This is a genomic window from Aquabacterium sp. T101 (genome assembly GCF_057219775.1).
Map to the genome: position 1 here is coordinate 146,835 of NZ_JBXVVZ010000008.1, position 22,275 is coordinate 169,109.

Genomic DNA, 22,275 nt, shown 5'->3' on the forward strand with positions numbered 1-22,275 from the left:
CGCGCGGACGGCGCGGGCTTGGGGACGGAAGGCCGCGATTTTACGGGCCGGGTGGGATAATCCGCGCCCGATGAGCATCACCCTCAAGACGCCCGCCGACATCGACGAGATGCGCGTGGCCGGCCGCCTGGCCTCCGAAGTGCTGGACTTCCTTGCGCCGCACATCGTGCCGGGCATCACCACGCTGCAGATCGACAAGCTCGCGCACGACTACATGGTGGGCGTGCAGGGCACGACGCCGGCCACGCTGAACTACTCGCCGCCGGGCTACCCGCCCTACCCGGCGTCGCTGTGCACATCGGTCAACCACGAGGTGTGCCACGGCGTGCCGGCCGAGCGCCCGCTCAAGAACGGCGACATCGTCAACATCGACGTCACCGTGATCACCAGGGAAGGCTGGCACGGCGACAACAGCCGCATGTACGTGGTGGGCGACGGCAGCATCGCCGCGCGCCGCCTGTGCCAGGTCACCTTCGAGGCCATGTGGAAGGGCATCGTCAAGGTGCGCCCGGGGGCGCGGCTGGGCGACATCGGCCACGCGATCCAGGTCTTCGCCGAGAACGCGGGCTTTTCCGTGGTGCGCGAGTTCTGCGGCCACGGCATCGGCAAGCGCTTCCACGAGGAGCCGCAGGTGCTGCACTACGGCCGCCCCGGCACGCTCGAGGAGCTGGTGCCCGGCATGGTGTTCACCATCGAGCCGATGATCAACGCCGGCAAGCGCGACATCCGCGAGGACCGCAAGGGCGGCCAGTACGACGGCTGGACCATCGTCACCAAGGACCGCTCGCTGTCGGCCCAGTGGGAGCACACGGTGGTCGTCACCGACACCGGCTACGAGGTGCTGACCGTGTCCGCCGGCAGCCCGCCGCCGCCTGCCTTCGCCCCCGCGGGCTACGGCCGCGTCGCGTCGCCGACCGTCACCGCCTGAGGCCGCTGCCGATGTCGGCCGTACCGCAGCCGGCGCAGGCCCTGTCGCGCATGCGGCTCCAGCTGGGCTCGAGCAAGAACGCGCTGCTCGAAGCCTTCGCCGCCGCGCGGCCCAGCGCGCAGGCGGCCATCACGCTGATCCGCGGCATGGCGCGCCTGGTGGACGCCACCCTCACCGAGCTGTGGATCGCCAGCCTGATGCCGCCCGGCGCCGCCCTGGTGGCGGTGGGCGGCTACGGCCGCGGCGAGCTGTTCCCGCACTCGGACGTGGACGTGCTGGTGCTGCTGCCCGACGGCCAGGACACCGAGGCGGTGCGGCCGGCGATCGAGCGCTTCATCACCGCCTGCTGGGACATCGGCCTGGAGATCGGCTCGTCGGTGCGCACCATCGACGAGTGCGCGCAGGAATCCGCGCGCGACGTGACGGTGCAGACCGCGCTGCTGGAAAGCCGCCACGTCGCCGGCTCGCGCAAGCTGTTCGTCGCGCTGCGCCAGCGCCTGGGCGCCGACATGGACCCGCGCGCCTTCCTGCGCGCCAAGACGCTGGAAATGCGCCAGCGCCACACCAAGTACGAGGACACGCCCTACTCGCTGGAGCCCAACTGCAAGGAAAGCCCGGGCGGCCTGCGCGACCTGCAGGTGCTGCTGTGGGTGGCGCGCGCCGCCGGCCTGGGCCGCAGCTGGGCCGAGCTCGGCGCCAAGGGCCTGGCCACGCCGTTCGAGGTGAAGCAGCTGCAGCGCAACGAGGGCGTGCTCAAGATGATCCGCGCCCGGCTGCACGCCATCGCCGGCCGGCGCGAGGACCGGCTGGTGTTCGACCTGCAGACCGCCGTGGCGCACAGCTTCGGCCTCAAGCCCAGCGAGGGCCAGCGCGTGTCCGAGCTGCTGATGCGGCGCTACTACTGGGCCGCCAAGGCGGTGGCGCAGCTCAACCAGATCCTGCTGCTCAACATCGAGGAGCGCATCCTCGGCAGCGAGGAAGCGCCGATGCGGCCTATCAACGAGCGCTTCCTCGACCGCAACGGCCTGATCGAGGTGGCGTCCGACGACCTGTACCAGCGCGAGCCGCATGCCATCCTGGAGACCTTCCTCGTCTACCAGCAGCACCCGGGGCTCAAGGGCCTGTCGGCACGCACGCTGCGCGCGCTGTACAACGCGCGCAACACGATGGACGGCCGCTTCCGGCGCGACCCCGTGAACCGCGCACGCTTCATCGAGATCCTGCGCCAGCCGATGGGCCAGACGCACGTGATGCGGCTGATGAACCAGACCTCGGTGCTGGGTCGCTACCTGTGGGTGTTCCGCCGCATCGTGGGCCAGATGCAGCACGACCTGTTCCACGTCTACACGGTGGACCAGCACATCCTGATGGTGGTGCGCAACGTGCGCCGCTTTTTCATCCCCGAGCACGCGCACGAGTACCCCTTCTGCTCGCAGCTCGCGTCGCGCTTCGAGCGGCCCTACGTGCTGCTGGTGGCGGCGCTGTTCCACGACGTGGCCAAGGGCCGCGGCGGCGACCACTCCCAGCTCGGCGGCACCGAGGTGCGGCGCTTCTGCCGCGACCACGGCATCGACGGCGAGGACGCGCGCCTGATCGAGTTCCTGGTGCGGCACCACCTCACGATGAGCCACGTGGCCCAGAAGGAGGACCTGTCCGACCCCGACGTGATCGCGGCCTTCGCGGCCCAGGTGCGCGACGAGCGCACGCTCACCGCGCTGTACCTGCTGACCGTGGCCGACATCCGCGGCACCAGCCCGAAGGTGTGGAACGCCTGGAAGGGCAAGCTGCTGGAGGACCTGTTCCGCCTGGCGCTGCGCTCGGTCAACGCCAAGGACGGCGGCGTGCGGCCCACGGTGGAGACCGAGGTCGAGTCGCGCAAGGCCGAGGCGCGCGCGCTGCTGGCGCTGGCCTCGCAGCTGCCCGACACCGAGAAGCCGCTGTGGGACACGCTCGACGTGGGCTACTTCATGCGCCACGACCCGGCCGACATCGCCTGGCACGCGCGCGTGCTGTGGCGCCACGTGAAGACCGAGGTGCCGGTGGTGCATGCGCGCGCGTCGTCGGTGGGCGAGGGCCTGCAGGTGGTGGTGTACACGCCCGACGTGCCCGACGTGTTCGCCCGCATCTGCGGCTACTTCGACAACGCCGGCTTCTCGGTGCTCGACGCCAAGGTGCACACCACGCGCGCCGGCTACGGCCTGGACACCTTCCAGCTCGTGCATCCGAACGTGGACGACGGCGCCGGCTACCGCGACCTGATCTCGCTGGTGGAAACCCAGCTGCTCGGCGCGCTGGTGGCCACCGGCCCGCTGCCCGAGCCGCGCCGCGGCCGCGTGTCGCGGCGCGTCAAGAGCTTCCCGGTCACGCCGCGCATCACGCTCCGCCCGGACGAGCGCGCGCAGCGCTGGATCCTGTCCGTCAGCGCCAGCGACCGCACCGGCCTGCTCTACGGCATCGCGCGGGTGCTGGCGCGGCACCGCATCAACCTGCAGCTGGCCAAGATCAGCACGCTGGGCGAGCGCGTGGAGGACACCTTCCTCGTCGACGGCGCCGAGCTGCAGCACAACCGCACCCAGATCGCCATCGAGAGCGAGCTGCTCGACACGCTGGCGGCGCCGGCGTGAGCGTCCGCACAGTCACCGCAGACGAAGCCGCGGCCGCCCTCGGCAGCTTCGACGCCATCATCGACGCCCGCTCGCCGGGCGAGTACGCCGAGGACCACCTGCCCGGCGCCGTCAACTGGCCGGTGCTCGACGACGACGAGCGACGCGTCGTGGGCACCGAGTACAAGCAGATTTCCGCCTTCGACGCACGCAAGCGCGGCGCCGCGATGGTGGCGCGGCGCATCGCCGAGCACCTGGAAGCGCATGCGCAGGACAAGCCGCCGAACTGGCACCCGCTGGTGTACTGCTGGCGCGGCGGCCAGCGCAGCGGCGCGCTGTCGTGGTTCCTGGGCCAGGTGGGGTTCCGCGTCAACGTGCTTCAGGGCGGCTACAAGGCCTTCCGCGGCGTGGTGCGCGACACGCTGGCCACGCGCCCGGCGCAGCTGCAGTTCAACGTGGTGTGCGGCCGCACCGGCAGCGGCAAGACCCGCCTGCTGCAGGCGCTGCGCGCGGCCGGCGCGCAGGTGCTCGACCTGGAGGCGCTGGCGCGGCACCGCGGCAGCGTGCTGGGCGGCCTGGCGCATGGCGAGCAGCCGTCGCAGAAGGCCTTCGACATGGCGCTGTGGCACGAGATGGCCGCGCTCGACCCGGCGCGCCCGGTGTGGGTGGAAAGCGAAAGCCGCCGCATCGGCCAGGTGCACCTGCCCGAGGCGCTGATCGAGCGCATGCGCGCGCATGGCCGCTGCGTCATGGTGCAGATGCCCGACGCCGCGCGCGTACAGCTGCTGCTGCAGGAGTACGGCTTCTACGCGCAGCAGGTGGATCGCTTCTGCGGCCACCTCGACGCGCTGGTGGAACTGCGCGGCAAGGCCACCGTGGCGGCCTGGCAGGCGCAGGCGCGCGCCGGCGACTGGGCCGGCCTGTTCGCCGACCTGATGCAGCACCACTACGACCCGCTGTACCTCAAGTCCACCGAGCGCAACTTCGCCGGTGCCGCGCAGGCGCTGCCGCTGGAAGTGGCCGACGGCCAGCCGGCCACGATGGCCCGCGCGGCCGCCGAGCTGGTCGCGCGGCTGGGCTGACACCCGCCTCACCCGACGCAGATCAAGCCCGCAGCGGGCGCGGCGCGGCATCATCGGCCGATGCCGCCTCCACCGCTGACCCTGGCCTCCCCCCTGCGCTGGCTCGCCCTCGGTGCGCGCGACCTCGCCCGCGCGCCCTGGCCGGGCCTGTCGCACGGCCTCACGCTGGCGCTGTTCGGCGCCTTCGTGTTCTCGCTGCTGCACGACCGCTTCTGGTGGCTGGCCGGCGCCTTCAGCGGCTTCCTGCTGGTGGCGCCGGTGCTGGCCACCGGCCTGTACGCGGTGAGCCGTACGCTGGAAGCCGGCGACGGCGGCGGCGCGGCCGGCACCATGCGCACCGCCATCGCCGCGTGGTGGCCGCGCGGCGCACAGGCGCACCGGCTGATGCGCTTCGGCGCGCTGCTGGCCCTGGCCGGCACCGGCTGGGTGCTCACGTCGGCGTCCTTCGTCAACTTTTTCGTGCCCGGCGTGGTGGACACGCCGGCCGACTTCGTGCGCCACGTGGTGCTGGCCGAGCGCGGCTGGGTGTTCGAGGGATGGGTGCTGCTGGGCGGCGCGCTGGCCGCGCCGGTGTTCGCCAGCAGCGTGATCGCAATCCCGATGCTGCTCGACCGCCCGGTGCGCGTGCTCGACGCGGTGCTGGCGAGCTGGCGCGTGGTGCTGGCGCATCCGCTGCCGATGGCGCTGTGGGCGTTCCTCGTGATGGCGCTCACCGTGGCGGGCATGGCCACGCTGCTGGTGGGCCTGGTGCCGGTGGTGCCGCTGCTGGCGCACGCCAGCTGGCACGCCTACCGCGACTGCACCGGCACCGGCGGAGACGCCTGATGTTCGGCTACGACGAGGAGCAGATCGCGTGGTTCGGCATGACCTTCGGCGTCACCGCGTTCATCGGCTACATGTTCTTCATCATCTGGCAGCTCTCGCGCGAGTCCAAGGCCGGCCGCATGGGCACCTTCGTGCTCTTTCTGGTGCTGGGCTTTGGCATGATCGGCTTCATCGCCAAGGGCATGATCAAGTGGTTCATGGCCGGCGTCTGACCGGCTGAGCGGCTGAACCGGCCCGGATCCGTCGGGCCACCGGCGCGATTCGTCCGCCCCGCGGGCCGGTTCGTCCGGAACCGCTTCGCCCGCACGGCCCGGCGGCCTACGGTGCGCTCCGTCGTCAACCCCGGAGAGCCCCATGAACACATCGTCCCTGCGCCCCCTTCTCGCCACCCTCGCGCTGGCCGCCGCCGTGGCCGGCCCGGCCGTCGCCCAGACCGTCCCGCAGCAGGTGGAAGTGCGCGGCGGCGCGCCGCTGCGCACCGACGTGCGCGCGCTGTGCCCCGGCATCGACGCCGAACTCGGCGACGCGCTGGCCGCCGTGGCGCGGCAGGAGGCCCGGCCCGCCGTGGTCGACGTGCGCTTCGACCTGCACCAGGGCACCGTGGCCGACGTGCGCACCGGCGCCGGCCCGGCCCCGTACACGCGGGCCCTGCGCCGCGCCGTGCGGGCCTTGCAGTGCGATGCCGGCGCCTCGGCCGCCCCGATGACCGTGGCGCTGCGCGTGCGGTTCGTCGACCCGTTCGAGCGCCTCACGGCCGGGCAGACCGCCGCGCCCAGCCTTGTCGCGGCCAGCGCCGCTGCGCGATGATGGGGTCGATGCCCCGCCCGCCCTGCCGATGACCCTGGCCGCGACGCCCCCCGCCCCTCCGCGCCCAGCGGCACCGGACAGCGGCGCGGCCCTGCGCCGGCTGCCGATGGCCGCGCTGCTGGCGGTGGTGACCACCTTCTACATCGAGTCGGGCCACATCGTCTTCCAGTGGCAGTCGCCGTCGAGCGCGGTGCTGGCGGTGCTGGGCACGCTGCTCGCGCAGTTCCTCGCCGCGTGGCTGATGCTCAGCATCGTCGGCACCGGCTACCGCCTCGTGCACGCGTCGCGCGCCGGGGCGGCCACCCGCGGCCGCCTCGCGCTGCTGACCGCCGGCTGCGCGCTGGCCGGGCTGGCCGTGCACGCGGGCGTGCATGTGCTGCGCGAGCCGGACGTCATCAAGGCGGCCGACCTGCGCATGCTGCTGGCCTGGAACCTGAGCTTTGCCGCGCTGCTGGTGCTGGCGCACCACTTCGCCGAGCGCAGCCGTGACGCGGCCCTGGCGCTGGGCGACGCCGAACTGCGCCGCCTGGGCCTGGAGCGCGAGCTCGACAGCGCGCGGCTGCAACTGCTGCAGGCCCAGTCGGAACCGCACTTCCTGTTCAACGCGCTGGCCAACGTGCGGCGCCTGATGCGCACCGACGCGCCGGCCGCGCGCACGCTGCTGACCGACCTGCTGCGCTACCTGGAAGAGGCCCTGCCGCAGCTGCGCGACGAGCACACCACGCTGGGCCGCGAGGCCGGCCTGGTGCGGGCCTACCTCGCCGTGCACCAGGTGCGCATGGGCGCGCGCCTGGCCTCGCAGATCGACATCCCCGACGCATTGGCCGGCCGCAGCGTGCCGCCGATGGTGCTGCTGACCCTGGTGGAGAACGCGCTCAAGCACGGCCTGCAGCCGCGCGTGGAAGGCGGCACGGTGCAGGTGCGCGCGCGCCTGGAGCCCGGCCGCCTGGTGCTCACGGTGGCCGACGACGGCCAGGGCATGGGCAGCGGCAGCGGCCACGGCACCGGCCTGGCCAACCTGCGCGCCCGCCTGCGGCAGACCTACGGCCCTGCCGCCACGCTGGCACTGGCCGTGAACGAGCCTCGCGGCGTGGTGGCCACCGTGACGCTGCCGGAGCCCGCGCCGTGACGGCCCCGGGCTGGCGCACCTGGGTCGGCGCCACGCTGCGCGAGTGGAGCTGGCGCCACACCGGCCTGGGCGTGGTGGTCGGTTCGCTGGCGCTGTTCAACATGGGCGGCATGCTGTTCTTCGGCCCCGGCTTCCCGTTCCTGCGCTCGTGGGTCTACAACGTGTTCGAGTTCGGCCTGACCTATGTGTTCGCGGTGCGGGTGGCCGACCGCGCCGTGGCCGACGGCCAGCCGGCGTGGCTGGCCTATTCGCTGGCGGTGCTGGGCGTCATCGCCATCGGCGTGTGGGTGATCGGGCCACTGCTGTTTCCGCTGATCGGCGGCGACACCGACTGGAAGAGCGGCGACGACTGGATGCTGGCCATGTCGCAGCTGCTGCCGTTCTCCGTAGCCACCGTGGCCTACGCCCACTGGCGGCGTGCCCAGGAGACGCTGGCCCGGGTGCAGCGCGCCGAGCTGGCGCGGGTGCGCCAGGAGCAGCTGGTGCAGTCGGCGCGCCTGCTGGCGCTGCAGGCGCGCGTGGAACCGCAGTTCCTGTTCGACGCGCTCAAGCGCGTGCGCGCGCTGCTCGACGACGCCACGGACACCGCCGAGCGCCGCCTGGGCGACCTGATCTCGCTGCTGCGCGCCATGCAACCCGCCGCCGGTGCCACCGCGTCGACCGTGGCCCGCGAGGTGGCGCTGGTGCGCGCCTACGGCCACGCCGGCGACGCGTCCGCGCTGCTGCCGCCGCGCCTGACCACGCAGATGGACGACGAGGCCGGCCGCGCCCGGCTGGCACCGCTGGTGCTGCTGCCGGCCTTGCGCCGCCTGGCCGGCGACGCGCCCGGCGTGCAGTGGCAGCTCGGCGCCCTGCGCGCGGGCGACCGGCTGCGGCTGGCGATCGCGCCGCAGCCGCCCACCGCGGTGGCAGTGCAGGCGCTGGCCTCGCTGGACACCGTCGTGCTGCAGCAGCGTCTGGCCGCCGTGCACGGCACGCACGCCCGCCTGGCCGTGCGGCTGACCGATCCGCCGGCCCTGCACATCGACACCGACTACCAGGCCGACGCCGACGCGTCGCCTGCACCCGCCGATGACCCGAGCCCTGATCGCTGAGGACGAGCCGCTGCTGGCCGCCGAGATCCGCGAGGAACTGGCGCGCGCCTGGCCGGCACTGGAGATCGCGGCCGTGGTGCACGACGGCCACGCCGCCCTGGCCGCGGCCGAGCAGCACCGGCCCGAGGTGCTGTTCCTCGACGTGCAGATGCCCGGGCTGGACGGGCTGGAGGTGGCGCGCATCCTCGGCGCGTCGGCGCACGTGGTGTTCATCACCGCGTTCGACCACTATGCGGTGCAGGCCTTCGACGAAGGCGCCGTGGACTACCTGCTCAAGCCGCTGGACCCGGCGCGACTGGTGCGCGCCGTGCAGCGCCTGCGCCAGCGCCTGGGCAGTGCGCCGACCGACCTGCGCGGCCTGGTCGACCGCATCCGCACCCAGGCGCCCGGCGCCGACGCGCCGCTGCGCTGGATCACGGTGCAGATCGGGCGCGAGCTGCGCCTGATCACGGTGGAGGACATCAGCTACTTCCGCGCCGACAACAAGTACGTGAGCGTGGTCACGGCCGAGGGCGAGGCGCTGATCTCCACGCCGCTGAAGGACCTGCTGTCACGGCTGGACCCCGAGGTGTTCTGGCAGGTGCACCGCGGCACGGTGGTCAACGTGAACGCCGTGCGCAGCGTGCTGCGCGGCGTGGGCGGCAAGCTGCAGCTGCAGCTCAAGCAGCGGCCGGAACGGCTGGAGGTGAGCGCGACCTACGCGCACCGGTTCCGGCAGCTCTAGCCCAGTAGTGAGACACCTCACTCACGGCACGGCGGTTGGCTCTACGTCCAACCGTGTCGAGGCGTCGCGCGCCGCAGGCGCGCAGAGCGGGTATCGGCCCCGATGTACGAAATAGTTGACACGGCGCAAGCCGGGCGGTAGGCTTGCCATGTCGTGTTTTTTATACATCAACCGTTCCACCATCCAAGGGGTCCGCACATGTCGATGTCGTTTCAGGAGAAGAGCCTCTGGGTCAGTCTCGTCGGGCTGGTGCTGGCCTTCGGCGGGTACTTCTATTCCGCGTTCGCGACGATGCTGTCGACGCCGGCTGCGAAGGACGTGCTTCCACACCACGCCGGCCTGTTCATCGCGGCAACGCTGGTGCTCGTCGTGATCCTGGTGGCGGGCCATGTGGTGATCGCCCTGCTCGATCGGAGAACGGACGCCGACGAGCGGGATCGGTCGATCGAGCAAAGGGGCGGCATGTACGGGTCCTATGTGCTTGCCACCGGCGTCTTCCTGGCGCTGTGCACCGCGCCCGTGACACAAGGCAACGCGGTGATGGCCCATGTTCTGCTCGGCTCGTGGGTCCTTGCGCAGGGCGTGGAGATCGTCTCGCAGCTGGTGATCTACCGTCGCGGGCGGTAGCGCGTGGGCAAGCGCAAGGTCGTTCTGACCAACCGACTCCGTGAGTGCCGAGCCCAGGCCGGCGGCATGACGCAACAGCAGCTGGCCGACCTCGTGGGTGTCACCCGCCAGACCGTCAATGCCATCGAAGCCAACAAGTACTCCCCGTCTCTCGAGGTGGCCTTCCTGATCGCGCGCACGCTCGACACCGGCATCGAGGACGTCTTCGGCGTCGAGGAAGGCTGACAGGTCCTTCCCTTGCAGCCGGCCATGCTCAACCGCGGGCGAAGCTGGCGGTGAGCTGCCAGCGCCCGTCGGCCGCCACCGGTGCGGTGGCCACGAGCTGGCGCGTGCCGGGGTTGGGATGGTCGAAGTCGCTGCGCGGCCGGCTGATGTCCAGCACGGCCAGCTGCACGGCCCGGCCCTCGAAACGCACGCGCAGCGCGCGGCCCTGCTGCGCGAGGCGGGCCGTGTCGCCGTCGAGGCGGATCTCCGCGTCCGTGCACAGGGCCCAGCGCACGGCCACGCCGGGTGGGGCGCCCTCGAGGCGGTCCTCCAGCACCACGGCGTCGCCTGCGAAGCGGGCTCGGCGCGTGGCGCTACCCACGCCCAGCACCGGTGCCAGGTCGATCAGCGCCTCGCGCTCGTCGGCCGCCAGCAGCCGGGCCATCGCGGTGGCGCTGTGCGGCCGGCCGTCGAGCGTGAGCGTGTTGTGCGCCTCGGCGCTCAGGCGGAACACCTTCCAGCGGGCCGAGCCCGGCTTCATGTCCCACAGCGCGATGCCGCGCGATTCCAGGCTCAGGTAGTCCTGCATGCCGAGGTCCTTGGCCCAGCGCACGCCGTCCTGGTCGAGCACGAAGCTGCCGGCGTCGAGGTGGCCGTGGTTGTGCGCGCCGCCACCGGCCTTGATGGCGAACCACAGCGCGTCGGGGTCCGCCCACGACGAGCGCCAGATCGCCACCGGCTGCGGCCCCTGGCCGGCGTAGTGCAGCGGCAGCGCGCGGCCGCTGCCGCCAGCGGGCCACCACAGGGCCGTCAGCGGCGCGAAGCGCTCGGCCAGGCCCTGCTGCCTGCGGATCATCTCGCGCTTGGCGTTCAGCAGCACCGGCTGCTGCAGCTCGCGGGCGAGGTACACGATGGGCGAGGCCAGCTCCTGTCCGTCCTGGCTGTCGGCGAAGTTGAAGTGCCTGCCCGAAGGCCCGATGGACTGCGCATAGAACTCCGCGCTGCGCGCGAAGCCCGGCGCCGCGAGCACGCCCCAGTCGGGCTGGGCCGCGCTGCGCAGCGCAGCCACCAGCAGCACCGAGTAGGTGGTGCCGTAGGTCCAGTAGCCCGGGCCTTCGGGGTACGCGCCGTCGGGGGCGTAGGCGCCCAGGCCGCTGGACACGTCCGCGCGCGCGGCCGCGAGCAGATCGCGCGCCAGCGCAGGCTCGTCCTCCTGCACCGCCAGCGCGCCCAGCACCATGCCGCCGATGCAGACCTGGCTCCAGTTGTGCGCGGCGCGGAAGGTGCGATGGCCATGGCGGGCCTGCGCGACGCCGTGGCCCACGAGGGCGGCGCGCAGCGTGGCGCGCTCGTCGGCCGGCAGGTCGTCGAAGAGCCAGTCGTAGCCGATGGCCAGGCCCGCCGTCATCTCGGCCACGTCGAGGAAGTGCGCCGGGTTCCAGTCGGCAAAGGCCGCCACGGCGAGCATCTCGCGGCGGGCGCGCTCCACGAAGACCGCCTGCCCCGTGACGCGCCACGCAAAAGCCCACTGCAGCGTGCGCCGGATCAGCTCGCGCGACACCCGCAGCAGGCGCCGCCCTTCGAGACGGCGCTCCAGCACGGGCAGCGCGAGGTCGCGCCGCGCACGCGACAGCAGTTGTTCGACCAGACGGTCCAGGTCCGCGTCGGCGCGGCGGCGGGCGGCGAGGCTCGCCCAGTCGGCCGCCGTGACCAGCAGGCGCGGATGCGCAGGCACGGCAAGGGCCTGGGCCCAGAGCGCGGGCGACGCCAGCCCCAGGCCGGCAAGGCCCAGCAGCGCGCGGCGGCCGCAGGGCCCCTGCAGCATGGCCGACGAAGACCGGCCCACGCCCACCTAGGCCGGCGTGGCCAGCTTCAGGCCGACGATGCCCGCGACGATGAGGCCCAGGCTCGCGATGCGCCCCAGCGTGGCCGGCTCGTCGAACAGCACCATGCCGAGGATCGCGGTGCCCACGGCGCCCACGCCCACCCACACCGCATACGACGTGCCCACGGGCAGGGACTTCATGGCCAGCCCCAGAAGCACCACGCTGCCGGCCATGGCCGACAGGGTGAGCGCGGAAGGGATGGGCCGGGTGAAGCCCTCGGTGTACTTGAGCCCGATGGCCCAGCCGACCTCCAGAAGACCGGCGACGAGCAGCAGCAACCATGCCATGGAACGACTCCTAGAAATTGAGAGTGGGTAAAGCGAAGTTCGGAGCCGGCTGCGCCGACGAGCTTGGTAGACTGCGCCGCATGGCTGTGCAGACCCTGGTCCGTTCGATCATTCGAATTCCCCGCTGACCGGGTACGTGCGCGTCGTCCCGGTCAGCCGGGTCGATGACGTCCGACAGTTCCTGTTCCCGCCTCGATCCACGCGCGACTTGCCTGCCGACCCTTGGTGGTCGGTGTGTCGCTGACAACCTGGATCGAGACCATGAACCCATTCGAACCCCCCAGACCCGCCACCCACCTGGAGCAGGTGTACCTGCTCGACCGCGACGCGGGCCTGCTGTGCAGGATTCTCGGGCTGTATGCGGCGCGCGGCGTCGACGTCGCGCACGTCGAGTATGCCCATGCCGCGCAGGACGTGATGAAGCTGTCCGTCAGGGTGCGGCCCCCGGAGGCGGAGCCTCGCGAAGCCGCCGACGCGCTGCGCGTGCTGGTGGCCAGGGCGGCCACGCTGGTGGGCGTGATTGCCGCCGCCGAGCAGGACCCGCCCGTACCGCAGCGGCGCGCAATGGCCGCGGCGTAAGGCGCGGCCGCGATCTTCAGCGGCCGGCCTGGGGGGCGCGCCGCCCCCTCGGCCTCAACAGGAGCCAGGCTGCCAGCCCGAAGCCCAGCCACGGCGCCAGTGCGGCCGGCAGGTGCCACCAGTGCGAGAGCACCAGCTGTGCCACCCGGGTGGCCAGGGGGTACGGTTCCGCACCCGGCGGCAGGCCGCTCGGGGACACGAACAGCGACCGGGCCGCCCAATACGCGAAGCACAGCAACATGCCGCCCGCCAGAGCCACCAGCAATGGCGGCGCCCGCAGACCAATGGCCCGGTGAGCCGCCAGCACCCCGCCGCACACCAGCAAGGCCACCGGCACGGCGCCCGCCAGTTGCAGCAGCGCCAGCGCCAGCGCCTGGTGATCCTTGCCGAACCACGCGAAGTACGCCTTTGGCACCACCAGGGCAGCCAGAACGCCGCTGAGGTCGATCACCACCACCTGGTAGATCACCGCGCCCAGCACCACGCCGGCGGCCAGCCGCAGCCATGCCATCGAGCCGATCGCCTTCACGCGGGCCTCGCTGCCGGGGCGCTGGCCGCCTGGCGCCACTGCTCCCGGCTGAGCACATGCGTGGCCAGCGTCATGCCGTACCAGGATTCCAGGCCGCGGAAGCGCATGCCCAGGCGGTCCATCACGCGACCGGAGTTCACGTTCTCGGGCCAGCGCACGGCCAGCAGTTCCGCGATCGGAAAGCGCTCGAACGCGAACGCGGCCATGCGCTCGGCGGCCTCGCTGGCGAGGCCCTGGCGCCAGAAGTCCGGGTGCAGGCGCCAGCCGATTTCCAGCGGGTTGCCGAGCAGGGTGTTCGGGTCTGTCGGCGGCGTGAGTTCGTGACGCAGGTACTGGATGCACCCTGCCCCCATGACCCGCTGACTGTCGAGGTGGACAAACGCCCACCAGCTGGTGCCCCAGGCGGCCCAGCAGCGCTGCACGCGCGCGATGCCCTGCGCTGTCTGCTCCGGCGTCTCGGGCTCCCCGCTCAAAAAGCGATACACCTCCGGGCGGCTGTTCATCTGCTGAAGGCCGTGCAGGTGCTCCGGCGCAAAGGGTTCGAGGCGCAGGCGCTGGGTGTGAAGGATCGTCATGTGAGGTGAATCCGCTGGCAGGGGCCCTGCCCTCTATTCCGGATACGGCTCGCCACTTTTCGACACGAAGCGGCCGTCCCGGTTGGAGCTCATCAGGTCGATGTCCGAGCACTGGGTCAGGTCGTCGGGGTGCCTGGACCCTACCTCAAGGTACATGGCCACGCCGGTGGATTCGTTGACGAGGTGGTGGCCGTTGCCGGAGTTCTTGGGAAACGCGGCGCAGTCCCCGGCCTGGAGACGGGTTCTCGCGCCGTCCTCCACCAGGACGAGCTCGCCTTGGAGCACGTACACGAATTCGTCTTCATGACTGTGCCAATGCCTCTGGCTCGACCAGCCGCCGGGCGGAAGCCTCATCAGGTTGACCCCGAAGTCCTGCAGCCCCCCGGCATTGCCGAGGCGCTGACGCGTGCGCTCCGCGCACGGCCCGGCGAAGGGGGCCGGGTATCCGGAACCCTGGTGCGCGGGAACCGCGGCAACGTCGATCTTTGGCATGGCTGACGCCTCGACTGAGTGTTGGGACTGACCCGCGAGTTCCGACACCGGTGCCGGTTCGCAGCCGGAACACCAGGGCATCGGCCGGAGGGCCGGGCAGCACGTCGGCCGACAACCTGGCGCCTCCGGCCGCACCCTGCCCTACTTGAGGATACGCCGTTGCTCGGCGCAGGCTTGCACCAGCTGCGCGAGCCGCCGCTGCCGCGTGGCGGGCTGCTTGGCACTGACGACCCAGTGGAGCATGACCTTCCTGTAGCTCGGAGGGGCAGATTCGAAGTAGGCCCAGGCCACCTTGTTCCTCCTGAAGTCACGAGTCTCGGCAGGGCTCAGCTCGGCGGGTTGTTCCCGCTCGAACGCATACACGCCCGACTTCTTCTCCGTGCGCGCTTCAAAGGCCGCGATACCGGGCGGACGCATGCGACCTTGCGAGAGCAACCGCTCCACCTTGGCGATGTTTACCAGGCTCCAGATCGAGCCCGGGCGACGAGGTGTGAACCGGATGGCGTACGACTCGTCGTCGATGCGCCTGCGAACGCCGTCGATCCAGCCGAAGCACAGCGCCTCGTCCACGGACTCCGGCCAGCTCATGCTGGGCAAGCCGCTGCCGACCTTGCGGTAGCCGACCACCAGCTCCTTGGCCGACGCATGGTGGGCCTCCAGCCAGGCGCGAAACGCAGCCGCTGTGTCGAAGAAGGCAGGGCTCACGGCCGCGGCTCGTGCTTGTGGCTGGGCACCGGACCAGGACGCACCAACTCTCCGCCGAGGGCCAGACGCCCAGTCAAAGAAAGTCGGCCTCTTCGTACAGCGGCCGGATCTCCAGCTCGCTCGGGCCGGGCATCGGGTTCGGGCAGCGCCGCGCCCAGGCGATGGCTTCCTGCAGGTCCTTCACGTCCCACAGCCAGAAGCCGGCCACCAGCTCGCTCGTGGCCGCAAACGGCCCGGGGATCACGGTGCGGCCCGGGCCGTCGAAGGCGATGCGCACGCCCTGCGACGACGGCTTGAGGCCGTCGCCGGCGCGCATGATGCCGGCGTCGACCAGCTGCTGGTTGAACGCACCCATGGCGGCCAGCAGTTCGGCGGACGGCATGTGGCCCGCCTCGCTGTCCGCCGTGGCCTTGACGAGAACCATCACTCGCATCGTTGTCTCCTCAAGAGAAACGGCCCGCATGCTGGAGCGGTTTGCCCAAAGATGCAATGCCCCACCGTGCCGCCGCGGGTTACCAGAAGTCCATCTGCGTGAGCGGCAGCCGCACGACGGCAGGAAAGCCCGCCGCCTTGTCCTGCGCGTAGCGGCTGCGCAGCAGCGCGGGGAAGGCCAGCAGGCCCTGCAGGTCCGCCAACGTGTGCCAGGCAGCGTCCACGATGTGCTCGGCCCGGGCCTCGGGGTGCCCGACGTTCACGTCACCAGCGGCCACCTCCGCCGCGAACCAGAACTTGACGAAGCGGCACTCGGGGTTCTCGAACTCCTCGATGTACAGCAGCCGGCCGACCGTGGCGCGAAGACCCGTTTCCTCCCACACCTCGCGGGCAGCAGCTTCCTCCAGGCTTTCGCCCTGCTTGACGCCGCCGCCGGGGGAGACCCAGAAGTCGTACCTGCCGGGTGCGACGCTGCGGACGAGAAGCAGCCTGCCGTCGCGCTCCACGAGGGCGCCGGCGGAGATGCGGTGGGATTGCAATTGGCTTGGGGAGAGGCGATGGGGCTTCGAAGGCTAGGGAGCTGCGATGCTCACGGAACCTTTACAGCAGGCGATGCGTGCGTTGCTGCTTCGGCTCGCAGAGCTGCTCTCGCCACCTCCGAAATGCTCTCTGCGGTGCTCTCGAACCGGGAACGGCTCGGAGAACACGGATTCGAGGGAGTTGGCGATGGCGTGGTTGTAGCGAAAGCGTCCTACTCTACTTGCACGTTGTGAGCATTGCGAAAGGCAGACGGGAATCAGCGACCCAAATCGCTAGCTGCCGGAGCGCTTGAAGTGGACAGAAATCTTGCCCGCAACATTCTCAATGGCGGGGTCAATGGAAATCGAGGGATTGAGCTCCCGAAACATTCGCAAGTCTCTTTCCATCATGTCGCCGTGCAAGAAGTGAAGCGTCTCGCGTTTGTCCCGAACTTCGACTGAACCGAGAAACTCTCCGACATAGACTGCAGCCCCAGGCTTGACCTCAAACTGAGTCGATGCACTCGATTGTTCGACTTGAGCGCTACTCGTGAAGAACTTTTCCACCCAAGGCCCCCTGAGAGCGTAAGTTCCAGGCTTTACGCGGAATGCGAATAGGGAGCTTCCGGCGTCCGGATGTGCATTCGTGCTGGGTGGGGGCCGAAAGTGCGGCAGGTGTGATGGGCAGCCCTGCTCGATAGGGAAGTAACCATAGTGGGCGGTGGCTGACTTGCCAAATCCCGGTGGCCCATCCACTTTCAAGAAGAAGATCCGGCTAAGGACGACCGGCCGATCAAGCCCCGTTCTTCCAATTGAGCCAATGATCCATCCTGCTTCCTCCCCCTGGGCAGGAGCCGCACCCCGCCCAACCTCGGGATAAATTCGCGAGATCGAATCGCAGAAGATCGACTTGCGACTCCCGTCGGGGTGCGTTGCGCAGCCCTGAAGCAGACTGGCAGAGGCGGCCAAGGCCAAGAGAAGCGGGAGTGTTGATCGACTCATCGAGCGAACCCAGTCGAAGTCTCCTCTCAGCAGAGAGGCGGCGTGCGAGGGAAACGAGGTATTCGTAGGTTGCGTACGGCTTCGCAATGCTAAGGGATAGGCGCGCACAGCGCGCTGAAAGCCGTCGGCTCGATTGACTGGTTAGGCGTCATTGCTGACAGAAGCCTCTGCCACGAGTTGCTTGATCATTGGGCGAACTCGTGCTTCGATTGGATCGAGCCCCGCGTCACTTTGGACCCCGTACTCACCCTCGTCCAGCGCCCAGTAGACCTTTGCCGCAAAGGACTCGCCAGCGGTTCTGTACAGCCCTTCCTCACCAAGCATGGCCGCGTGTATTGCTGCCATGAGACCGACAGACTCTACAAACGAAGCGCTGCCACCGTCAAATCCGCGTGCGACCTCAAGTGCAACGCGATCAAGAAGGGCCTGAACGGTGCACTGACGTGCGGCCGCTTCGTCGCGCAGGATCTGCGCGCCTTGTTCATTGGTGGTTGGGCCGCCAAGAAGGGCTGCAACGCGAACGGCAACGCTTTCGTTCATGACGCCTAACGTTTGAGCTGAGGGGGCCGACGCCGGGAAGGCGCTTGGCCCGCGCGACGGATGATGACAATGGCCGGCGCGCGGGCCAAGCGGCTTGCCGGTGGCGGTCCCCTCCAGCGAAGGGTTAGGCCTCAGTCTACGCCCCGTATTCGACTACTAGCTCGGCAATGCACCTCTGGAGCAGGGCGGCTCGAATCCTGATTGCCTCCTCTTCCTGCCTGCGCCGCAGTTCGGATCCGGGCTCTGAGTGTCCAACGGGCACGGTTGTTGACTCCAGAAAGCCGAAGAAGCCGAAGAGCTCAATGAGTTCGACTACAGCTGCTGACGGGCATAAGGACCATCCGGCGCCAGCCTCTTGAATGAGGGGCTTGAACGCTGCGGACTGGACTGCCTTCTCGATGGCTCGACCGACGCCGTAAAGGTACATGAGCTCGGATCGAACGAACTCAGGTGGCGGGTTGATGATGCGCCCAGCCGATACGACGAAATGAGTGAACCGGGGTACATCGACTGGGCGTATGACTGCTGCATGGTGTGCGACGGTGTTCCTGAGCAAGGCTAGATCTCGCAGGTGCCAGTACTCATTCGTCGGAACTGGTGCGATACCCATTGCCTGTGTGAACCGAGTATTGATTTCTTCAGGGTCCTGTACGCCGGCAGGATCGGTGTCTAGCCGCTTGAAGGCCTGATCAGCTGGGCGTGAGACAGCTTGGGAACGCAACTTGATGAGACCGGGGAAGAAAGGCGAAAGACTCGATAGGTCAGCAAGGCGCGCCGCCAGATCCCGTATGAGGTCTTCAAGGGCGACGACGCCAAGGAACAAGGCCAGTGCAGCAAGCGGCTTTTGGAAAGTGACCGCGTTGAGTAGCGCTACGCGCCGCTGCTCCGCATCTAGATCCCCGCCGCCGAAGTCAGGAAGCTCCAGCAGGCCAAGTGCTTGACTTTGCCGATACGCGAAGAGTCCAGGAGCCGTTCGTGTGTCGAAGATGGTCCACTCGCCAATTTGCGCTTCCGGAAGTGGGACAGTTGGAGTGGGCAACGGCATCGCTTCTGAGGCCTAACGTTTGAGCTAAGCGGGCGACAACGGCAGGACGCCAGGCCCGGGCCGGTGAAACTGTACTGCGTACCACCGGCCTGGGGCTGGTGGCCTGCCGTGGGCGCTCCGCTTGAGCGAGGGGTTAGGCCGCATGCGTGGCGCTCTGTCGACGAGGCACTGCATACAGCCGCAGCAATAGCGCAACCGCAGCAAGGAAGGTGACTCCGGCCGCAAGCCACCGTAGACCCGAAGACGGCTGAGTACCGCCCTCACGGGGCTCGCCGCTCCAGTACTGCATTGGAGACTTCCGCATCTTGGCAAAGTTGGCGGCAGCAAAGCTCTCTTTGAAGCCGCCGCCACTTACGAGGACATCAGTACCACTACAAACAACTTGTTCGGGGCTTGGCTCGCGGTACGAGAAGAAGACCTGCTTCTCTCTTCCGAGTTCGCCGCCTTCCAGCGTGACCGTGTACCAGTACGCAGTTGTCGCGCCACCACTCCCTTTGTACAGGCGAGCCATGACGGCTTCGCTCGTCCTGCAAGAGCCAACCAGCGACTCCATTTCGGGGTTCCCGAGCGCATTGCGCGAAGGCAGCAAAAGCCAACCGCTAACGACCAACAGGGCCAGGGCACAAGCGGCGGACAGGACTCGGGCGGTTCTCATGCGGCCTAACGTTTGAACTGAGGGGCCGGAACCGGGATGGCGCTTGGCCCGCGAGGCGGATGCTAAGCCTGGGCGCCTCGCGGGCCAAGTGCCATGCCGGTGGAGGTCCCGCTCCAGTGAAGGGTTAGGCCTCGCCCGGCCCGCCGCGCAGTGCTGCCTGACGGAGACAGGCGAGCAAGGCTGGAAGCTTTGCCTCTAGCTCGGCAACTAGTTCTTGAGTGACGTGCGGCCACTCCTCCGACGAGCGAGCCTCTGGGTGAAGAGACGCTTCTGATTTGCCCGACGGATGGCCCCACACAACGGAAGCGGCCAGGCGCGGCTCTCGATCGAGGTGGCAGAGATCCACTACTAGGGCAACCTCATCGGGTGCGGAGGGTTCTCGATCCGGGAGCAGGCAGGACAAGCTGAACTGAAAACCTTGATAGGTTGTCTTCGTACCGACCGCCTGGGCGCCAACTGAACAGTCAAGGCCAGGTAGTGCCGCAAGCAGGCCGGTTGCGCTGTCACGGAGCGTCGGTAGTAGGAAGCCTTGGAGTTGCTCGACAAGCGGATGAACAGGCTCAGTCTTCACTGCGAGGCCTAACGTTGGAGCTGAGCCGACCGCGGAGGCAGGTGCTGCTTGGCGGCGGAAGGACGATGACTACCGTGGCCTGGAGCCACCAAGTAGCGCCTGCCGTAGCGGGTCGGCTCGAGCGAGGGGTTAGGCCTCATCGGGAAACAGTTCCGCATAGCTCGGGTCTGCGTGCTCCCATTGCGCTGCGTGCTTGATGAGGTACTGGCGGACCCCTTCAAGAGGAACCTCTGGCGGGAGGTCGATGGCCATGTAGCCGCGATTCGCGCCTTCATATGTGCAGCCCAGCTTGAGCAGCCCTTGCAGCAAGACTTCGGACTCGTTGCCTTCTTGTACTGGTGGGTCAAAGACAACTCGGACAGTGCGGTGCCCAGACTTCTTGACTACGCGCACAAAGGTTGGCAGACCGTCTTCCTCAGCAACTGGCGCGTACACGGTGTCCTTCCATGACACTGAGTATGCATAGAACGGTGAGTTGTCGAGAACGTATTCGTCGTCGCCCGCAGCAGTTGCCCACAGAGTCTCGACTCGCGACGAACCGTCTTCCTCAGGAACACGGAAGAGGACTTTGTAGTGAGTTGGCGACGCTTCGGTCATGAGGCCTAACGCAGAGTTAACCGGGCGACGATGGTATGGCGCCTGGCCCGTGCGCCGCATGATGGGCAAACTGCGTCGCGCGGGCCAGGTGTCATGCCGTTGGCGCTCCGGTTGAACGACAGGTTAGGCTTCACTCGCCGCGTCGAAAGACGGGCAACCACTCTTGTAGTTCACCGCCCGGCCATCGAATGGGCTTTGGCTACAAGTGCAGCAGCCGTAGTCGAGCAGGTGGCCGGTACCGTCCAGGGCAACATAGAACCGGCAACTCTTGCACTCACCGATTTGCGGCGTAGAGCTTGGAACACCCCATCGAAGGGCCGCAGATTCTGCGAGCTCGAAGGACTCGTTCGCTGACTCCGAAGCCTCTTCTGTGCCGTTGTCTACAACGAGGTTGCCATCTTTCACATGGAGCCACCGGTCTTCCTGTGTCCTTATGCTCCACTGAGGATCGCCTCGGAGCATTGCCATCGAGCGCAAAACGTGCCCAGTGGAAAGACAAACAACAATCTCTGGCACTTCACCGGCGATCTCAACGGATGTGATGGTTGCATCGCGAAGGAGCTTGAGACTTTCGTGAATCGTAGTGCCGCCGTCCGAACTGCCAACGACCACAGATGCGCCACGTTCCAGCCTCCAGTCCCATTCGATGGAGATGCATGCTTGCCCAGTCACACTGCCGCCTCGCAAGCCGCGAATCTCGCTCAGTTCTCCAAGCTCAAGGAAGATGGCTGATCCGTATCCTTTCCACGGGCGGGAGACACGTAGACCGGCGAGTGCAGTGGTGAATTCAGGCGGTGCTGCGCGCATGAGTTGGTTCGTGAAGCCTAACGTTCGACGTGAGCGGAGGCTGGAGGCAAGCGAAGCTTGCCGGAAGCCGTCCGCTCGATGGAGGGGTTAGGCGTCATTGCTGAAGCGCAAGTGGCTGCTACGGAGTAACCAGGCATAGGAGGCCTGCACCAAAGAGGATGCGTGCTCGGTACTGCCTAAAGAATGCTGCGCCCAACTGACCCGCGAAAGGCTCCGTGCCATAGCGCTGTGAGGGGATGTTGATGAAACTGAGGTTCATCACCGCAAACTCCTGAGCCCCGAACTCGCGCCCTTGGATCACGACTGGGAGTTCCGTCTGGCCGTGACCCGGCGGGGCTTGGCTGCTTGACCGCACTGAGGCACCCAACTCCTTGCCCTTTGCAAGATCCATCGTGTTCACATTGGCACCGGTGTCGACAAGCATGCGCGTGCGATGCCCATTGACAGTGAGCGAAACCGACACGTGGCCCGTTCGCTCGACCTGGAGAGGCACAGCCAAGTCCGACCCGCATGCCTGCTCCTGAGCGAGCACAGGCGCCGCAACGCCTGCAAACACGCACACGATAGTCGCTTGACGAATCAATGGTCGCATGCAGGTGACGCCTAACGTTCGAGCTAAGCGGGCGACGACGGCAGGACGCCAGGCCCGCGCGGTGCAACATGGACCATAGCGCCGCGCGGGCCTGGTGGCCTGCCGTTGGCGCTCCGCTTGAGCGAGGGGTTAGGCCGCACTGGCACAGGCACGGGAACCTACTTGGGCAGGCCTTCAACGACAAATGACCGCCACTTGGTCGCTTTGTCGCGGCTTGGCTTTAGTGCCGAATGTTCGGGCGACCGGTCGAAGGCTATGGCCTCGTCAACGCTTGCAAACTGAAGGATTGCAGTCGTCTTTGGCGGTTCACCTGAGAGGGCGATGTCCCGGAGTCTGTTGAACGCATGAGCTGAGGTGGCGGCTCCTTCGACCCGCATGCGCGAGCATGCGGGTTGCCTCACAAGCAACCGAAGGAGCCACCAGAGTGAAGTCTCACACGA

Annotated in this window: 27 protein-coding genes and 1 pseudogene; 12 read left to right on the top strand and 16 right to left on the bottom strand. The window is 68.7% G+C overall.

The features are described from left to right. Positions 1-70 precede the first annotated feature (70 nt). The 11 genes from map (at position 71) to AC2EAQ_RS17255 (ending at position 10,044) form a co-directional block, all read left to right on the top strand. Complete coding sequence (gene map / locus AC2EAQ_RS17205; RefSeq protein ID WP_484645661.1) at positions 71-928, top strand: type I methionyl aminopeptidase; 858 nt, start codon at positions 71-73, stop codon at positions 926-928. A gap of 11 nt (positions 929-939) precedes the next feature. After that, positions 940-3,552, top strand: coding sequence for a [protein-PII] uridylyltransferase (locus tag AC2EAQ_RS17210; protein ID WP_484645662.1), 2,613 nt, complete (start codon positions 940-942; stop codon positions 3,550-3,552). After that, entirely contained in the window at positions 3,549-4,613 is a 1,065-nt protein-coding gene (gene mnmH / locus AC2EAQ_RS17215) for a tRNA 2-selenouridine(34) synthase MnmH (RefSeq protein ID WP_484645663.1), read from the top strand. Before AC2EAQ_RS17210 ends, mnmH begins: the two co-directional genes overlap by 4 nt. 60 nt (positions 4,614-4,673) lie before the next feature. After that, entirely contained in the window at positions 4,674-5,438 is a 765-nt protein-coding gene (locus AC2EAQ_RS17220) for a DUF2189 domain-containing protein (RefSeq protein ID WP_484645664.1), read from the top strand. After that, positions 5,438-5,650, top strand: a complete 213-nt coding sequence (locus AC2EAQ_RS17225) for a DUF2788 domain-containing protein (protein WP_484645665.1) — start codon at positions 5,438-5,440, stop codon at positions 5,648-5,650. Before AC2EAQ_RS17220 ends, AC2EAQ_RS17225 begins: the two co-directional genes overlap by 1 nt. 142 nt (positions 5,651-5,792) lie before the next feature. Next, on the top strand, positions 5,793-6,245 hold the full coding sequence (locus AC2EAQ_RS17230) for a hypothetical protein (RefSeq protein WP_484645666.1): 453 nt from the start codon (positions 5,793-5,795) through the stop codon (positions 6,243-6,245). A gap of 28 nt (positions 6,246-6,273) precedes the next feature. Next, entirely contained in the window at positions 6,274-7,374 is a 1,101-nt protein-coding gene (locus AC2EAQ_RS17235) for a sensor histidine kinase (protein ID WP_484645668.1), read from the top strand. Further along, entirely contained in the window at positions 7,371-8,468 is a 1,098-nt protein-coding gene (locus AC2EAQ_RS17240; protein ID WP_484645669.1) for a histidine kinase, read from the top strand. The genes AC2EAQ_RS17235 and AC2EAQ_RS17240 overlap by 4 nt, the downstream gene beginning before the upstream one ends. Further along, on the top strand, positions 8,446-9,192 hold the full coding sequence (locus AC2EAQ_RS17245) for a LytR/AlgR family response regulator transcription factor (RefSeq protein ID WP_484645670.1): 747 nt from the start codon (positions 8,446-8,448) through the stop codon (positions 9,190-9,192). Before AC2EAQ_RS17240 ends, AC2EAQ_RS17245 begins: the two co-directional genes overlap by 23 nt. Before the next feature lie 198 nt (positions 9,193-9,390). Next, on the top strand, positions 9,391-9,819 hold the full coding sequence (locus tag AC2EAQ_RS17250) for a hypothetical protein (protein ID WP_484645671.1): 429 nt from the start codon (positions 9,391-9,393) through the stop codon (positions 9,817-9,819). A 3-nt stretch (positions 9,820-9,822) separates the two neighbouring features. Further along, entirely contained in the window at positions 9,823-10,044 is a 222-nt protein-coding gene (locus AC2EAQ_RS17255) for a helix-turn-helix transcriptional regulator (RefSeq protein ID WP_484645672.1), read from the top strand. A 28-nt stretch (positions 10,045-10,072) separates the two neighbouring features. Here the strand turns inward: AC2EAQ_RS17255 and AC2EAQ_RS17260 are convergent, their stop codons facing one another. Then, the gene (locus AC2EAQ_RS17260) at positions 10,073-11,869 is read right to left on the bottom strand and encodes a heparinase II/III domain-containing protein (RefSeq protein ID WP_484645673.1); all 1,797 of its coding nucleotides are present in this window, start codon (positions 11,867-11,869) and stop codon (positions 10,073-10,075) included. 6 nt (positions 11,870-11,875) lie between these two features. Then, a complete protein-coding gene (gene sugE, locus AC2EAQ_RS17265) occupies positions 11,876-12,196 on the bottom strand; it encodes a quaternary ammonium compound efflux SMR transporter SugE (protein ID WP_484645674.1) in 321 nt (106 codons plus the stop codon). Positions 12,197-12,457: 261 nt separating this feature from the next. Between sugE and AC2EAQ_RS17270 the strand changes: the two genes are divergently transcribed. Then, on the top strand, positions 12,458-12,775 hold the full coding sequence (locus tag AC2EAQ_RS17270; protein WP_484645675.1) for a hypothetical protein: 318 nt from the start codon (positions 12,458-12,460) through the stop codon (positions 12,773-12,775). Positions 12,776-12,791: 16 nt separating this feature from the next. On the opposite strand, the gene AC2EAQ_RS17275 is transcribed toward AC2EAQ_RS17270, so the two are convergent. The 14 genes and pseudogenes from AC2EAQ_RS17275 to AC2EAQ_RS17340 all read right to left on the bottom strand — a co-directional run bounded on the left by AC2EAQ_RS17275 (position 12,792) and on the right by AC2EAQ_RS17340 (position 22,212). Beyond that, complete coding sequence (locus AC2EAQ_RS17275; protein WP_484645676.1) at positions 12,792-13,304, bottom strand: hypothetical protein; 513 nt, start codon at positions 13,302-13,304, stop codon at positions 12,792-12,794. Continuing rightward, positions 13,301-13,879 (bottom strand): GNAT family N-acetyltransferase, encoded by a 579-nt coding sequence (locus tag AC2EAQ_RS17280; protein ID WP_484645678.1) that lies wholly within the window; start codon positions 13,877-13,879, stop codon positions 13,301-13,303. The genes AC2EAQ_RS17275 and AC2EAQ_RS17280 overlap by 4 nt, the downstream gene beginning before the upstream one ends. A gap of 33 nt (positions 13,880-13,912) precedes the next feature. Then, entirely contained in the window at positions 13,913-14,371 is a 459-nt protein-coding gene (locus AC2EAQ_RS17285; RefSeq protein ID WP_484645679.1) for a cupin domain-containing protein, read from the bottom strand. 141 nt (positions 14,372-14,512) lie between these two features. Beyond that, the gene (locus AC2EAQ_RS17290) at positions 14,513-15,076 is read right to left on the bottom strand and encodes a YdeI/OmpD-associated family protein (RefSeq protein ID WP_484645680.1); all 564 of its coding nucleotides are present in this window, start codon (positions 15,074-15,076) and stop codon (positions 14,513-14,515) included. Positions 15,077-15,155: 79 nt separating this feature from the next. Beyond that, positions 15,156-15,509, bottom strand: a pseudogene (locus tag AC2EAQ_RS17295) (YciI family protein); the annotation flags it as partial. A gap of 79 nt (positions 15,510-15,588) precedes the next feature. Next, the gene (locus tag AC2EAQ_RS17300; protein ID WP_484645682.1) at positions 15,589-16,047 is read right to left on the bottom strand and encodes an NUDIX domain-containing protein; all 459 of its coding nucleotides are present in this window, start codon (positions 16,045-16,047) and stop codon (positions 15,589-15,591) included. A gap of 273 nt (positions 16,048-16,320) precedes the next feature. Further along, positions 16,321-16,593: a hypothetical protein gene (locus AC2EAQ_RS17305; protein WP_484645683.1), complete on the bottom strand. Its 273-nt coding sequence runs from the start codon at positions 16,591-16,593 to the stop codon at positions 16,321-16,323. 576 nt (positions 16,594-17,169) lie between these two features. After that, positions 17,170-17,568: a hypothetical protein gene (locus AC2EAQ_RS17310; RefSeq protein ID WP_484645684.1), complete on the bottom strand. Its 399-nt coding sequence runs from the start codon at positions 17,566-17,568 to the stop codon at positions 17,170-17,172. Between the two features lie 136 nt (positions 17,569-17,704). Further along, complete coding sequence (locus tag AC2EAQ_RS17315) at positions 17,705-18,613, bottom strand: hypothetical protein (protein WP_484645685.1); 909 nt, start codon at positions 18,611-18,613, stop codon at positions 17,705-17,707. Between the two features lie 133 nt (positions 18,614-18,746). After that, a complete protein-coding gene (locus tag AC2EAQ_RS17320) occupies positions 18,747-19,124 on the bottom strand; it encodes a hypothetical protein (protein WP_484645686.1) in 378 nt (125 codons plus the stop codon). Positions 19,125-19,968: 844 nt separating this feature from the next. Then, entirely contained in the window at positions 19,969-20,436 is a 468-nt protein-coding gene (locus tag AC2EAQ_RS17325) for a DUF4265 domain-containing protein (protein ID WP_484645687.1), read from the bottom strand. A gap of 123 nt (positions 20,437-20,559) precedes the next feature. Then, positions 20,560-21,243, bottom strand: a complete 684-nt coding sequence (locus AC2EAQ_RS17330; RefSeq protein ID WP_484645688.1) for a DUF3027 domain-containing protein — start codon at positions 21,241-21,243, stop codon at positions 20,560-20,562. A 118-nt stretch (positions 21,244-21,361) separates the two neighbouring features. Beyond that, positions 21,362-21,835: a retropepsin-like aspartic protease gene (locus tag AC2EAQ_RS17335; RefSeq protein WP_484645689.1), complete on the bottom strand. Its 474-nt coding sequence runs from the start codon at positions 21,833-21,835 to the stop codon at positions 21,362-21,364. Between the two features lie 158 nt (positions 21,836-21,993). Further along, positions 21,994-22,212, bottom strand: a complete 219-nt coding sequence (locus AC2EAQ_RS17340; RefSeq protein ID WP_484645690.1) for a DUF1330 domain-containing protein — start codon at positions 22,210-22,212, stop codon at positions 21,994-21,996. Positions 22,213-22,275 lie beyond the last annotated feature (63 nt).